The sequence below is a fragment of the Mesorhizobium sp. M0074 genome (assembly GCF_040322975.1).
Lineage (GTDB): Bacteria > Pseudomonadota > Alphaproteobacteria > Rhizobiales > Rhizobiaceae > Mesorhizobium.
Genome location: NZ_JAMYUM010000003.1, coordinates 338,675 through 353,113, shown reverse-complemented (window position 1 = coordinate 353,113; position 14,439 = coordinate 338,675). Strand labels below are relative to the sequence as shown.

14 protein-coding genes are annotated in these 14,439 nt (G+C 62.6%); 7 read left to right on the top strand and 7 right to left on the bottom strand.

From position 1 onward, the window contains the following. Nucleotides 1-13: 13 nt before the first annotated feature. The 7 genes from NKJ73_RS06860 to NKJ73_RS06830 all read left to right on the top strand — a co-directional run bounded on the left by NKJ73_RS06860 (nucleotide 14) and on the right by NKJ73_RS06830 (nucleotide 8,133). The gene (locus NKJ73_RS06860; protein ID WP_352568801.1) at nucleotides 14-1,387 is read left to right on the top strand and encodes a PleD family two-component system response regulator; all 1,374 of its coding nucleotides are present in this window, start codon (nucleotides 14-16) and stop codon (nucleotides 1,385-1,387) included. Nucleotides 1,388-1,849: 462 nt separating this feature from the next. After that, nucleotides 1,850-2,584, top strand: coding sequence for a FadR/GntR family transcriptional regulator (locus NKJ73_RS06855; RefSeq protein ID WP_023679986.1), 735 nt, complete (start codon nucleotides 1,850-1,852; stop codon nucleotides 2,582-2,584). After that, on the top strand, nucleotides 2,581-3,768 hold the full coding sequence (locus tag NKJ73_RS06850; RefSeq protein ID WP_352568800.1) for a PLP-dependent transferase: 1,188 nt from the start codon (nucleotides 2,581-2,583) through the stop codon (nucleotides 3,766-3,768). Before NKJ73_RS06855 ends, NKJ73_RS06850 begins: the two co-directional genes overlap by 4 nt. A gap of 29 nt (nucleotides 3,769-3,797) precedes the next feature. Then, entirely contained in the window at nucleotides 3,798-5,075 is a 1,278-nt protein-coding gene (locus NKJ73_RS06845) for an ABC transporter substrate-binding protein (RefSeq protein ID WP_031212851.1), read from the top strand. Between the two features lie 214 nt (nucleotides 5,076-5,289). Next, the gene (locus NKJ73_RS06840) at nucleotides 5,290-6,213 is read left to right on the top strand and encodes a carbohydrate ABC transporter permease (protein ID WP_352455645.1); all 924 of its coding nucleotides are present in this window, start codon (nucleotides 5,290-5,292) and stop codon (nucleotides 6,211-6,213) included. Further along, nucleotides 6,213-7,061, top strand: a complete 849-nt coding sequence (locus NKJ73_RS06835; protein WP_352455646.1) for a carbohydrate ABC transporter permease — start codon at nucleotides 6,213-6,215, stop codon at nucleotides 7,059-7,061. Before NKJ73_RS06840 ends, NKJ73_RS06835 begins: the two co-directional genes overlap by 1 nt. Nucleotides 7,062-7,065: 4 nt before the next feature. Beyond that, complete coding sequence (locus NKJ73_RS06830; protein WP_352568799.1) at nucleotides 7,066-8,133, top strand: ABC transporter ATP-binding protein; 1,068 nt, start codon at nucleotides 7,066-7,068, stop codon at nucleotides 8,131-8,133. Nucleotides 8,134-8,200: 67 nt separating this feature from the next. On the opposite strand, the gene rpmG is transcribed toward NKJ73_RS06830, so the two are convergent. The 7 genes from rpmG to rnr form a co-directional block, all read right to left on the bottom strand. Continuing rightward, nucleotides 8,201-8,368 (bottom strand): 50S ribosomal protein L33, encoded by a 168-nt coding sequence (gene rpmG / locus NKJ73_RS06825; RefSeq protein ID WP_006201775.1) that lies wholly within the window; start codon nucleotides 8,366-8,368, stop codon nucleotides 8,201-8,203. 319 nt (nucleotides 8,369-8,687) lie between these two features. After that, nucleotides 8,688-9,056, bottom strand: coding sequence for a YybH family protein (locus NKJ73_RS06820; protein ID WP_352455648.1), 369 nt, complete (start codon nucleotides 9,054-9,056; stop codon nucleotides 8,688-8,690). A gap of 51 nt (nucleotides 9,057-9,107) precedes the next feature. Then, nucleotides 9,108-9,569 carry a YqfO family protein gene (locus NKJ73_RS06815; RefSeq protein WP_352568798.1) on the bottom strand — a complete coding sequence of 154 codons (462 nt, stop codon included), beginning with the start codon at nucleotides 9,567-9,569 and terminating at the stop codon, nucleotides 9,108-9,110. A gap of 109 nt (nucleotides 9,570-9,678) precedes the next feature. Beyond that, a complete protein-coding gene (locus tag NKJ73_RS06810) occupies nucleotides 9,679-10,854 on the bottom strand; it encodes an MFS transporter (protein WP_023679978.1) in 1,176 nt (391 codons plus the stop codon). A gap of 16 nt (nucleotides 10,855-10,870) precedes the next feature. Continuing rightward, nucleotides 10,871-11,605, bottom strand: coding sequence for an NUDIX hydrolase (locus NKJ73_RS06805; protein WP_352568797.1), 735 nt, complete (start codon nucleotides 11,603-11,605; stop codon nucleotides 10,871-10,873). Between the two features lie 72 nt (nucleotides 11,606-11,677). Beyond that, complete coding sequence (locus NKJ73_RS06800) at nucleotides 11,678-12,130, bottom strand: DUF983 domain-containing protein (protein ID WP_023679976.1); 453 nt, start codon at nucleotides 12,128-12,130, stop codon at nucleotides 11,678-11,680. Continuing rightward, on the bottom strand, nucleotides 12,130-14,436 hold the full coding sequence (rnr, locus tag NKJ73_RS06795) for a ribonuclease R (RefSeq protein WP_023679975.1): 2,307 nt from the start codon (nucleotides 14,434-14,436) through the stop codon (nucleotides 12,130-12,132). Before rnr ends, NKJ73_RS06800 begins: the two co-directional genes overlap by 1 nt. Nucleotides 14,437-14,439: the final 3 nt, after the last annotated feature.

Here is a 14,439-nt window from a genome sequence, read left to right as displayed (position 1 = left end):
GGAGCTTTGTGAAATGACCGCGCGGATCCTCGTCGTCGACGACATCCCAGCAAATGTCAGGCTGCTGGAGGTTCGGCTGCTCGCCGAATATTTCGAGGTCCTGACCGCCACCAACGGGCCGGACGCGATCGAGATCTGCGAGAACGGCAAGGTCGACGTCGTGCTGCTCGACGTGATGATGCCCGATATGGACGGGTTCGAGGTCTGCCGGCGGCTGAAGGGCGACCCGGCGACATCGCACATCCCTGTCGTGATGATCACCGCGCTCGACCAGGTTTCGGACCGGGTGCGCGGCCTCGAGGCCGGCGCCGACGATTTTTTGACCAAGCCGGTCAACGATCTGCAACTGATGACGCGCGTCAAGAGCCTGGTCAGGCTGAAATCGCTGACCGACGAGCTGCGGCTGCGCGCCTCGACGACACGCAATATCGGCATCGAGGAGCTTTTGAGCCGCAACTTCGCTACTGACGATGCGGTGCCGAAGGTGCTGCTGGTCGACGAGCGCAAATCCTCGTTCGAGCGCATCCAGAAGATGCTGCGCGGCAGTGCCGATCTCGACGTCGCCAAAGATCCGCATGCCGGCTTCTTCCAGGCCGCCGAGCAGCCGTATGAATGCGTGATGATCTCGACGGCCTTCGCCGATTTCGACCCGCTGAGGCTCTGCTCGCAATTGCGCTCGCTCGATCGCACCCGTTTCCTGCCGATCATCCTTCTGGCGGACGAGGGCGAGGAGGGGCGTATCATCCGCGGCCTCGAACTCGGCATCAACGATTATCTGATGCGGCCGATCGACCAGCAGGAGCTGACCGCGCGGCTGCGTACGCAGGTGCGCCGCAAGCGCTACAACGACCAGCTTCGCGCCAGCGTCACCCAGACCATCGAGATGGCGGTGACCGATGCCCTGACCGGCCTGCACAACCGCCGCTATCTCGACAGCCATCTGCAGACGCTGTTCGACCGCGCCGTGGCACGGCGCCGGCCGCTGTCGGTGATGATCACCGATCTGGACCGCTTCAAGAGCATCAACGACGCGCATGGCCATGACGGCGGCGACGACGTGCTGCGCGAATTCGCGCGGCGGCTGCGCAAGAATGTGCGCGGCATCGACCTGGCCTGCCGCTTCGGCGGTGAGGAGTTCGTCGTGGTGATGCCGGACACCGACGGCGCGGTAGCCGAAAAGGTCGCCGAGCGCATTCGCGCCGAAATCGCCCAGCTGCCGTTTGCCGTCGGCACCGAAGGCAAGGCCGTCGAAGTCACCGTCAGCGTCGGCGTGTCGTCGGTGCTGAAGGGGGTAGACACGGTCTCGGCGCTGATGAAACGCGCCGACCTCGCGCTCTACGAAGCCAAGAGCGGCGGCCGCAATCGCGTCGTCGCCAAGGCGGCTTAGCACCGAACACCAATTGCCCGGTCAACGCGACAAGGTTACGAATTTACCTTAATCTAAGCGATTTGCGAGGCTTGGTTAAGAAACGGTTGATTTCCATAAGTTGTTGCGCAAATGTGCAGCCCTTAGACGTAACCGGCACGAGGCTAGATCGCCGGTTCGACCCGAAGAATACCCCATGATGCTCAGGTCCGCCGCATCTCCTGGGTCCGTGGGGTCGGCCGGCCGGCGCTGGCACATAGTGGCCTCCTCGTACCGCTGCCAAACGCCGGCCGGCCCCCAATTTTCAAAATACATCAGGATTCTACGCCAAGACCCGGAAAACGCTTGGTTTTTGTTACGGCAGCGACAGCGCCCTTTGAAATAGCCGGCTGGGCAGAGCGTATGCGCCCGCAGTCGGTTGACAGGGCCCGTCTTCTATGCAGAAATTGGTTGGACCATTGAGCCATTTGGTGACCCGTTGGCATGACCGAATTCGGCCTTTCCCCCATACAGGCAACTGCTCGCGACGACGCGGTGCTCAAGGCGCTGGCCGGCTTTGTGATGCGGGAAGCTCTCGGGCCCGGCCAGAGACTGCCGACCGAACGCATCCTTGCCGAGCGCCTCAAGGTGAGCCGCAACACCGTGCGCGAGGCGCTGACGCGCTGGGAAGGGCTCGGCCTGGTCGAACGGCGGCAAGGCAGCGGCACCTATCTCAAGGGAGTGGTCTCGCTGGACATGCTGCACATGCCGCTGACGCTGGCCGGCGGCAATGATTTCACCAGCCTGATGCAGACGCTGGAAATCCGCCGGGCACTGGAAGCGGAAGCCGCCGCCCTGTGCGCCGTCCGCGCGGGCCAGGCAGATCTCGTCGAGATCGGGCGCAAGCTCGACATTATGGAGCAGGCCTTCCACACCCGCGCCGGGATGTCGGCGGAGGAGGACTGGGAATTCCATCAGTCGATCTACCGCAGTTCCGGCAATCCGCTGTTCGAGCAGATCATCGCCGCCATGCACGAACTGTTCCATCGTTTCTGGGAGCATCCGCTCGGCGTGCGTGATTTCGGCCACGCCAGCTTTCCTTACCACCGCACCATCTACGAACGCATCGCCGCGCACGATCCGGAGGGGGCCCGGGCCGAGGCGCTCAAGCTGATCGCCACCGTCGAGGACGATCTGAAGCGCGGCGCGGCCAAACTCGAACTTTCAGGCCAGAAATGAGCGATCATCCCGCCGGTTTCGAAAACGACTATCTCGCCGAGGCAGCGACGCTTCTCGCCCATGACGAGCCTTTCCCCGGCGGCGCGGTGGTCCCGCCGATCTACCAGACTTCGCTCTTCACCTTCGCCGACTATGCCGAGATGGCCGACACATTCGCCGGCAGGCGACGTCAGCCGATCTATTCGCGCGGCGACAACCCGACGGTCATGGAGTTCGAGGCGCGTGTCGCCGCTCTCGAAGGCGCGGAGGCCGCGCGCGGCTTTTCCAGCGGCATGGCGGCGATCAGCGCCACGGTGCTTGCTTTCGTCGGTGCCGGTGAGCGCATGGTTGTCGTGCGCAATTGCTACGGCGATGCCTACCGGCTGTTCGAACGGCTTTTGCCACGGCTCAACATCAAGGTCGACTATGTCGACGGTTCCGATCCGGACGCGGTCGCGGCAGCACTTCCCGGCGCCAAGCTGCTCTACCTGGAAAGCCCGACGTCGATGATGTTCGAACTCCAGGACATAACCCACCTGGCGCGGCTGGCCAAAGAGCAGGGCATCATCACCTCGATCGACAATTCCTGGGCGACGCCGGTGTTCCAGAAGCCGATTTCGCACGGTGTCGACCTGGTGCTGCATTCGGCCTCGAAATATCTCGGCGGCCACAGCGACACCGTCGCCGGTGTGGTGGCCGGTTCGGCCGCCCATATCCGACATATCAACGAGCAGACCTATTCCTATCTCGGCGGCAAACTTTCGCCTTTCGAGGCCTGGCTGTTGCTGCGTGGCCTGCGCACATTGCCGCTGCGGTTGCCGCATCACATGAAGAGCGGGCTGACCATCGCCGAACGGCTGAAAGCGCATGACCATGTCGAGCGGGTCAACCACCCGGCCTATTCCAACCATCGAGGCAAGGCGACGCTTGCCGGCTATGCCGGGCTGTTCTCGTTCGAAGTGACGGAAGACGTCGATATCCCGGCTTTCGTCGATGCGCTGAAACTCTTTCGCATCGGCGTCAGCTGGGGCGGCCATGAGAGCCTGGTTGTTCCGGCAAAGGCCTCGCTCGAGCAGACGCCGGGCCTGAATTCGATGGCGCGCTTCGGCGTCAGCCCACGAACCATCCGCTTCAGTGTCGGATTGGAAAGTGTCGAAGACCTGTGGGCGGATGTTGCCCAGGCCTTCGACAGAGCAAAAAGATAAAGGAGCCGTTCAAAATGGGAGTGCTGAACATGAAAAAACTGAGCATCCTTCTTGGTGCCGTCGCGGGTCTGGCGATTTCCGCCGGCAGCGTGCTGGCCGATTCCACGGTCAAGATGGTCGAGGTCATCACCAGCCCGCCGCGTACCGAATTCCTCAAGAAGCAGATCGCCGAATTCGAGGCGGCCAATCCGGGTGTCAAGGTCGAGCTGGTATCGCTGCCCTGGGGCCAGGCGTTCGAGAAGTTCCTCACCATGGTGCAGGCCGGCGACACGCCCGACATCGTCGAGATGCCGGAACGCTGGATGGGTCTTTATGCGACCAACGGCCAGCTCGAGGATCTCGGGCCATACATGGCCAAATGGGACGATGCCAAAACGCTTGGCGAGCGTGCCAAGCAGTTCGGCTCGACGGTCGATAATAAGCAGTACATGATCCCTTACGGCTATTACCTGAACGCGCTGTTCTGGAACAAGAAGCTGTTCAAGGAGGCCGGTCTGGACGGTCCGCCGGCGACGCTCGATGAATTCGTCGAAGACTCCAAGAAGATCTCGGCGATACCGGGCAAATACGGCTACTGCCTGCGCGGCGGCCCGGGCGCCTTCAACGGCATGCATATGTTCATGAACATCGCCGCCGGCAAGGGCGGCTATTTCAACGAGGACGGCACCTCGACCATCAACGAGGAAGGCTCGGTCAAGGGCCTGCAGATGCTCGCCGACATGTACAAGAACGGCCTGGCGCCGAAAGATGCGGTGAGCTGGGGTTTTAACGAGACCGTCACCGGCTTCTACAGCGGCACCTGCGCCATGCTGAACCAGGATCCCGACGCGCTGCTCGGCATCGCCGACAAGATGAGCGCCGACGATTTCGCCGTGGCGCCGATGCCGGTCGGGCCGAGCGGCAAATCCTATCCGACGCTCGGTTATGCCGGCTGGGCGATGTTCGCCAATTCCCAGCACAAGGACGATGCCTGGAAGCTGATGGCGACGCTGTTGTCGCCCAAGGACAATCTGGAATGGGCAAAGGAAGTCGGTGTCATTCCAATCCACAACGGCGCCGACCAGGACGCCCACTTCAGGACCGAGCAGTTCAAAGGCTGGTTCGAGGAACTGAACAACGGCGACAAATACGAGATGGTGACGCCTCCGACGCATCTGGAAAACCTTGGCAATTTCGTAGACCAGGTGGCGATCAAGAATTTTCAGGAAGTGCTTCTTGGCCAGAAGGCGGCCAAGGACGTGGCCGACGAATGGGCCAAGTTCCTGACCAAGGAACAGCAGGACTGGCTGGCCAAGAACAAGAAATAGCTTTTGTTCCTTCTCCCCGTTCACGGGGAGGGGGTGTCACGACGTGACGGATGAGGGGCGGCGCCAACCCGACTTGGCTCGCGCTGCTTCTCATCTGCCTGCCCGTCCTCCGCAGCAGCTGCGCTGCAGCTGCGGAGGGTGGACCGGCATCTCCCCGTAAACGGGGAAGGCGCTGTCGCCAGCCCGTGCTTACCCAGGAGACGATCAAGTACCAATGACCTATGCCGTGTCCGAAATCCGATCCGCCGGCAGGCCGCGAAAGAAGCGGCTATCCCATGCCGCGATCGAGCCTTGGCTCTATCTCAGCCCGGCGATCGCGCTGCTGGTCGTCGTGCTCCTGGTGCCGCTGGTTATCGGTGTCGGCTACTCGTTCCGCAAATTCTCCGCTTTCAAATCCGAATATGTCGGGCTTGGGCAGTATCAGGCGATGCTGTCGGATCCTGTGCTCGGGCAGGCGCTCGTCAACACGCTATGGTGGACGGCAGCCAGCCTGTTCTTCCAATTTTTCCTTGGACTTGGCCTGGCGCTGCTGCTCGATACGCCGTTCCGGGGCAGAAAGATCGTGCAGGCCGTGGTGTTCCTGCCTTGGGCGGTACCGTCCTTCCTCTCGGGCCTGACCTGGGCCTGGCTGTTCAACCCGATCATCGGGCCGCTGCCGCATTGGCTCTACGCCTTGGGGCTGAAAGCCGAGCCAACCAACGTGCTCTCCGATCCCTCGACAGCCATGTGGGGGCCGATCGTCGCCAATGTCTGGTTCGGCATTCCCTTTTTTGCCGTCACGCTTTTGGCGGCGTTGAAGTCGATCCCGTCAGAACTGCATGAGGCGGCGGCGATCGACGGCGCCTCGCCGTGGCAGCGCTTCACCAAGGTGACGCTGCCGTTCCTGGCGCCGACCATCGTCATTACCGTCATGCTGCGCACGATATGGATCGCCACATTCGCCGACCTGATCTTCGTCATGACCGAAGGCGGGCCTGCCGGTTCGACCGCCACGGTGCCGGTCTATATCTATGTCAGCGCGTTCAAGTCACTGGATAAGGGCTATGCCTCGGCGGTGGCGGTGCTGCTGCTTGTGCTGCTCATCGTCTATGCGATTGCGCTGATAGGCATCCGCCGCTCGCTGGTGAGGCACGTCTGATGATTGCCGGACGCTCCGTCTCCTCGCGCATTCTCGGCGGCATCGGCCTTTACGGCGCCATCGCCGCCTATATGGCCTTCGCGCTGTTCCCGATCTTCTGGACGTTGAAGATCTCGGTCACGCCGGAGCGGCTGCTCTATTCCGAAGGCATCACTTTCTGGCCGTCGCAAACGACGCTGCAGAACTTCGTCACCGTGCTCGAAGCCACCGATTTTCCGCGCTATTTCCTGAACAGCGTTATCGTTTCGGTGTCGACGGCAGCCTTCGTAACGGTCATTGCCACGCTGGCCGGCTACGCCATGTCGCGATTTTCCTTCCGCGGCAAGGCGACCCTGGCCATCCTGCTTTTGCTCACCCAGACTTTTCCGCTGGTGATGGTCATTCCGCCGATCTACCGCATCATGGGACAGATCGGCCTCATCAACAGCCTGACCGGCCTCGTCATCATCTACACCGCGTTCAATACGGCCTTTGCGACCTTCCTGATGCAATCTTTCTTCGACGGCATCCCGCGAGACCTGGAAGAGGCAGCCATGATCGACGGCTGCACGCGCCTGCAGGCGATGCGCAAGGTGATCGTGCCGCTGACGCTACCCGGCATGGGCGCGACGCTCGGCTTCGTCTTTACCGCCGCCTGGAGCGAGTTGCTGTTTGCGCTGATGCTGATTTCCAGCGACGACCAGAAGACCTTCGCGGTCGGCCTGCTCACCTATATCGGCAAATTCGCGGTCGACTGGGGACAGATGATGGCTGCTTCCATCCTGGCGCTGATCCCGGTCTGCGTCTTCTTTGCCTTCCTGCAACGCTACCTCGTCACCGGCCTTACCGCCGGTGCCGTCAAGGGATAGATCGATGGCCTCCGTTACACTCGACAAAGTCCGCAAAGACTATGGAGCCGTGCGCGTTCTGCACGCGGTCGATCTCGAAATCGCCGACGGCGAGTTCGTCGTTCTGGTCGGCCCGTCCGGCTGCGGGAAATCGACACTGCTGCGTATGATCGCCGGGCTGGAGGAAGTCTCCGACGGCGAAATCCATATTGGTGAGCGCCTGGTCAACGACATTGCGCCAAAGGACCGCGACATTGCCATGGTGTTCCAGTCCTACGCGCTCTATCCGCACATGGACGTGTCGAAGAACATGGGTTTCAGCCTGATGCTGAGAAAGGCCGGCAAGCCGGCGATCGATGCAAGGGTGGACAGTGCCGCCAAGCGGCTCGGGCTCGATGCGCTTCTGCAACGCCTGCCGCGGCAATTGTCCGGCGGCCAGCGCCAGCGCGTCGCCATGGGACGGGCCATCGTGCGCGACCCGAAGGTCTTTCTCTTCGACGAGCCGCTTTCGAACCTCGACGCCAAGCTGCGCGTCCACATGCGTGCCGAGATCAAGGCGCTGCACCAGCAATTGAAGACCACTTCGGTCTATGTCACCCACGACCAGACCGAAGCGATGACAATGGCCGACCGCATCGTCGTCATGCATGACGGCCTCGTCCAGCAGGTCGGTGTGCCGCTCGATCTGTACGACCGGCCGGTCAACATGTTCGTCGCCGGGTTCATCGGCTCGCCCGGCATGAATTTTCTGCCTGCCGTAGTTGAAAAGGGCGCCAAGCCGGATGCCATCCTGGCCGACGGCCAGAAGCTGAGGCTGCCGGACGGCCTGCCGCTCAGGGATGGCGATGCGATCACCGTCGGCTTGCGGCCCGAGCATATCCGGCTCGCCGACAATGGCGCGCTGAAGGGCGAGGTGGGTGTCGTGGAGCCGCTCGGCCTGTCCACCCAGTTCTATGCCGGGCTTGCCGGCCAGCAGGTCTGCGTGTTTGCCATGGGCCGGGCCAGCGTGAAGCCGGGTGAGGCCGTGCGCCTATCGGCTGATCCGGCATCGCTCCATCTGTTCGATCCGGCAAGCGGCGATCGCATCGGCTAATCCTGCATCCCGAAATGAAAAACGCCGCCCGGAAGGCGGCGTTTCGGTACTGCGAGAGAAAACCCGATTACTTGATCTTGGTTTCCTTGAATTCGACGTGCTTCTTGGCGACCGGGTCGTATTTGCGGAACGACAGCTTGTCCGTCTTGGTGCGGCTGTTCTTGCTGGTCACGTAGAAGAAACCGGTGTCGGCGGTCGACAGAAGCTTGATCTTGATGTTTGCGGCTTTGGCCATGATGTTCGTCCGTTAATGTTCGTGGAGTTTTGGCCGCTGGAGCACGGGAAACACCCGGACGCGGGAAACTTGCCGCGACACATAAAGAACGCGCCCGGAAAGTCAACCCTTGTCCAGGTTCTGTGTCGTAAGCAGATGAGTTGTCCGGATTAGGTAGCACATGAGTTGTCCGGGTTTATTGCCAGCCGATGGAGGCTGGGGACGAAGCGGACATTGATGTGCTACCAAAACCCGACAATTTGATTGGGTGCCGACAGCCGCGGGAGGCTCCTGTGTGCCTCCGGCCGTCCTCCGGGTGGCGTCTCAGTTTGAATGCTAGCTATGAGTATCGAGCGATGGACGGCTGATCGATCACCCAAAGCCAGTTCCCGTCACCTTGCCGGCGAGCGATTTCCGCAGTAACGGTGCCATCGGCAAGGCGCGTGGAAGTGAGCGCCAAATCCCTGTTGATGATAGCCGGACGCTGATCTCCGAGATCAAACTTTCGTCCCGCTGCCACCAACTTGGCGTAAAATCGGCGGATGGCATCTCTGCCGCAGGCCAACTGTCCGTTGCCGGTAGCGAGGATGGCACCGGGTTCGTAAAGAGCAGCCATTCCTTCCGCGTCTCCCGCTTGCTCGCGAGAAACCAATAGCCGCGCCAGGTCCTGGGGATCGCTTGCCGGTTTGCGGTTTGCTTCATCATTCATCGGCAGGCTTCCTGACAGCCAAATTCAAACCGAGATACGACCAGGTTCCGGTCACTCCGCCGCGACGGTTTCCGGTTGCAACGCCTTCTTCCAGTCTCCCGTCGTGTTCCACCAGCGGTTCGGGTTGGCGCGGTCGTCGAGACCCTTGGAGCGGCTGGCAAGCAGTGGCTGAATGCGGATCACCGGCTCCTGATAGCTATGAACCTGGTAAATCGCTTCGACGACGCGAGCGGCGAGCTTCTGGTCGTCAGGCAGTTCGAACGACACCTCGACAGTCCCTGGCCGCCTGCGCAATTCCGTCTCGGCGCCGGCGGCGGCACCTTCAAGCGGCCGGTAGCGTTCGATGCCGTCCGCCGACTGGAAAGCATTGCTGTCATATTTGCCCATTCCGAGCGGTACGATCGCGACCACCGCCTCCATGATGCGGTCGACATCGGCTGCCGGTGCCTGAAAGGTCACCAGCAGCAGCAATTCCATCCGCAGCGATTTCGTTTCAAAGCCACTATCGATCATCCGAGGTCTCCCTGCTATGCATTTTGGGGGAGCATATACTCGAGCCCTCCTGACATGGTTGTGTCAGGAGTTGGTCAGCAGTGGGAGCGATGTCGGCAGCTGGGCCGACTCAGAGGATTTTGCGGAGCAGCCTGGTGCCGACCAGCACGATATAGCAGGCGAAGAACAGGCCGAGCGCCCAACCGAAGCCCGACGGCCCGAAAGCGTCCATGCCGATGCCGATTGCCTGCGGGCCAAGCACCATGCCGACGCCGTAGCAGAGAACGAAGGCGGCGTTGGCGGAGGCCAGTTCGTGGCCGGAAAGCTGGGAGCCGAGGTGAGCAAGACCGATTGTATACATAGCGGCGACCACACCGCCCCAGATGAACAGAAGCGCTGCCATCAAATGCCAGTTATGCGCGAAGAACGGCATGAAGACCGTGCCGGCAAGCCCGACAGTGGCACAGGCCATCAGCAGATAGCGGCGGTCGCTGACGCGGTCGCTGATCATGCCGATCGGGATCTGCAACAGCACATTGCCAAGCCCGATCATGGTGAGCAAAAGGGCGGCGTCCGCCTCTGAGTAGCCGATGCGGCTACCGTAGACCGGGAACAGTGCAAAGCCGCCGGTCTCGACCGCGCCGAACACCAGCACGGCGGCGGTTGCCGTCGGCACCAGCCAGATGTAACGCAGGAAATTGCTGGTTTCGCCGTCCGAGACGATCGTCGGGCTCTCGTTGCGTGCCGCCAGGACCGGTATGGCAGCGAGCGTAACCAAGGCGATGGTAACGCCGAAGGGCAGGAAGCCACTGCTGCCGAGATGGGCGAACAGCCAAGGCCCGGCGGCAAAGCCGAGAGACAGCACGGTGGCATAGATGCCGAGGACCAGTCCGCGCCGGTGTGGCGGCGCCGAGGTGCTGATCCAGAATTCCGACAGGATGAACAGCACCGTCAGCGCGATATGCAGCAGCACGCGCAGCGGAAACCACATCCAGAAAGCTGGCGCGAAATGGAAACCGACAAATGCCAGCGCCCCGGCGGCGATCATGGCAAGCATCGTCCAGGCGACCCCGAACCGCATGGCGAGCGGGGTGGCGAGCGGCGCGCCGGCGATAGAGGCGAGGCCGGCGACCGCGGTGTTGAGACCGATCATCGACGCGGAATGGCCACGCGTTTCCAGGATCACGCTGAGCAGCGGCATGCCAAGGCCGATGGCAATGCCGACGACGCTGATCGACGAGATCGCCGCGACCATCGGCAGCCAGTGTACGCGTTCCTTGCCCTGCGGCTGGATATCGACTGTCATGGAATGCCTGGCTGCTCTAGAGAATTTCGCGGACGAAGCGATTGCGGACAAGCCGGTAGAACGGCACGGGACCGCCGGGGCTCAGCAGCGGATCCCGGACGAGCCGGGTTTCCAGCTCCTCCAGGACCGTGCGCGTGATGTCTGGAATATCGACTTGCCGGGCCTTGGCCAGCGGCAGCCAAACGACGTCTTCCAACTCGTCGGTCGGACCGCCATCCGGCAGTTGCACGGCGACATCGTCGCGCCATGCGGCGAGAAAGCGCGTATCGAAGCGGCGCACCCGGTTGGGCGGGGTGATGGCGCGTGCGACGAAGCGCAGCGCTTGCAGTGATGGGATGACGCCGTGTTCGACAAAGCCCTGCCAGTCGCGCCTGGCGGTTGCGAACACGCCTTTTTGACCGATCAGCAGGCCGGCCTCCTCATAGGTTTCGCGGATTGCCGACAAGGCAATGGCGCGGGCGCGAGCCGGGCTGGTGCGACCGATGCCAGCGGTCAATCTCGCTTCTTCCTCGGGATGAAGTGCGGTGGCTATCGGGATGCGGCTGTCGGCCGGATCTGTGCGGCCGCCAGGAAACACGAATTTTCCCGGCATGAAGGCATGACGGGCGTGGCGCCGGCCCATCAGCACCAGGAATTCGTCGCTTTTGCGATCGAGCAGGATCAGCGTCGCGGCGTCGCGCGGGCGTATAGGCTTGGCCTCGAGCGCGTTCCGCTCAACCTTGTCGACTTCCGCCTTGGTCATAACGTCCATGCGCTCGACCTAGCGGAATCTTCTCCGATGCGAAAGTGGCGTCCAGCCATGCCGATTGCGCCAGCCTCGGTTTCAAGCCTCGGGATGCGACTCGATCAGATCTTCTTCACCGCCAAAGCCGTGCATATAAAACGCCCATTGCAGGCCGATGACAGCGCCCTTGACCGGCTGCAGCAGGACGACGGCGAGAATGATGGTCAATGGCACCCAGATGGCGATGTGCTGCCAGGTCGACAGCGTCGAGGTTGCCTCGACACCCATGAAGGCGCCGAGCACGATGTGGCCGACAATGACCACCACAAGATAGGCCGGCAGGTCGTCGGCGCGATGGTGGTGAAGTTCCTCGCCGCAATGATCGCATTTGTCGACGGTTTTGACGAAGGCGCGAAACAGCTTGCCCTCGCCGCAATGCGGGCAGCGGCCGAGCATGCCGCGCTTCATTGCCGTCCATAGCGGCCGGGCGGTCCGGCCCGAGTGATGTTCGCCGCCGAAAATCCGTTCTTCCACCTGCAGTTCTGTTGGCATTACCGTCTCCTGCCGCGCGAGCCTGGACGCGATTGCGACGCCCGGGCGCGGCCTTTGGCCTTGTGGAACGACCGTTTGGAGCCGGGCAGCGGCTTTGGCTCGGTCAGCATCTCGAAACGCATCGCGCCGGCCATCGGCGCCACCTCGATCAGGCGAACCTCGACGCGATCAGCAAGCTGATAGCCCTTGCCGGTGCGTTCTCCGAAAAGCGATCGAGCAGTTTCGTCGTATATATAGTAGTCGCCGCCCAGGGTTGAAACCGGAATGAAGCCATCCGCGCCATACTGCGGCAATTGGACAAACAGGCCCGATTTGGTGACGCCCGAGATGCGGGCGTCGAAACGGTCGTCGATGCGCTCGGCGAGATAGGCAGCGATCAGCCGGTCGACCGTGTCGCGCTCGGCGGCCATCGCGCGCCGCTCGGTCGCCGAAATCAGCGCCGAGACCTCTTCCAGCCGCTCCGCCTCGTCCTGCGTCAGGCCCCCCGGACCAAGGCCGAGTGCGGCAATCAGCCCGCGATGCACGATCAGATCGGCATATCTGCGGATCGGCGAGGTGAAATGCGCGTAGCGCTTCAGGTTGAGGCCGAAATGGCCGATATTGGCGGGCGAATATTCGGCCTGGCTCTGCGAGCGCAGCACCACTTCGTTGACGAGCCCCTCATTGTCGGCGCCGCGCACGCGAGCGAGGATGCCGTTGAACTGGTTCGGCCGCATTTGCGCGCCGCGCGCCAGCGACAGGCCGAGCGTCTGCAGGAATTCACGCAACGATTCCTGCTTGGCGAGCGAGGGCGCATCGTGGATGCGGTAGACCAGCGCCTGGCGCTTCGCCTCGAGTGTCTCGGCGGCGGCGACATTGGCCTGGATCATGAACTCTTCGATCAGCTTGTGCGCGTCGAGCCGCTCCGGCACGACGACCTTGTCGACGGTGCCGTCCTGCTTGAGCAGGATCTTGCGCTCGGGCAGATCGAGCTCAAGCGGCTGGCGCGTGTCGCGGCCGCGCTTCAGGATCGTGTAGGCGTCCCATAGCGGCTTCAGCACCGTATCGAGGATCGGGCCGGTCGTGTCGTCCGGTGCGCCGTCGATCGCCGCTTGCGCCTGCTGATAGGCGAGTTTCGCCGCCGACTTCATCATGACGCGATGGAAGGAGTGTCTGAGTTTGTGGCCATCGGCCGAGAAAGTCATACGCACCGCTATCGCCGGACGATCCTGGCCCTCGCGCAGTGAACAGAGGTCGTTCGAGATGCGCTCCGGCAGCATCGGTACGACGCGGTCGGGAAAATAGACCGAATTGCCGCGCTTCAGCGCTTCGCGATCGAGCGCCGTGGCATAGCGCACGTATGCAGCGACATCGGCAATGGCGACGGTGACAACCACGCCGCCGGCGTTCTTCTCGTCGGTGTCGGGCATGGCGAACACCGCGTCGTCATGATCCTTGGCGTCGGCCGGATCGATGGTGAGCAGCGGCAGCTCGCGCCAATCCTCGCGTCCGGCAAGCGTCGCCGCCTTGACCGCCTCCGCCTCGGCGATGACGTCGGTGGGAAAAATATGTGGAATGTCGTGTGCATGGATGGCGATCATCGAGACCGCCTTTTCGCTGGTCAGCGACCCCAACACCGCCAGAACCTTGGCTCGCGGCAGCCCGTAGCGCGAGGCCCGCGCCGGCTCGACTTCGACCAGGTCGCCGTTCTTGGCGCCGTTCTGGAATTCCTTGTCGACGACCAGCTCCGGCTGGCGCCTTTCCACCGGCTCGATGCGGAACGTGCCGTCCTTCAGCACACGGAAAACGCCGAGAACCGCATCGGTGCGCTTCTCGAATATCTTCATCACCCGGCCGGTATAGGCCGGGCCTGCCGGATCGTCGGTCGGAAAGGTCTTGGCCAGCACGCGGTCGCCGATGCCAGGCGTCGGCCCATTGCCGCCGCGCGACACGCGGATCGCTATGACCGGAGGTTCGCCATTGCCGATCGCTTCGGTCGGGTGCGCCAGCAGCACACCGTCGGCGTCACGGCCGAAGATGTCGAGCACCGCGACGTGGGGCAGGGCGCCGACACGGGCAAGCCGCTTGCGCTCCTTGGTCAGCAGGCCTTCATCCTGCAGGTCGCGCAAGACGTCCTTCAGCCAGATGCGGTCTTCGCCGCGCAGCGCAAACGCCTTGGCGATGTCGCGTTTTCCGGCGCGGTCCGGATTTTCGGCGATGTAACGCAGTATCTCGTCGCGTGAAGGCCGGTAATTGTCCCTGACCTTGGCACGGGTATCGGCGGTGCGCAGATCGCCGTGGCTTCTTCCGGAGACTTTGCGCGCCAACCC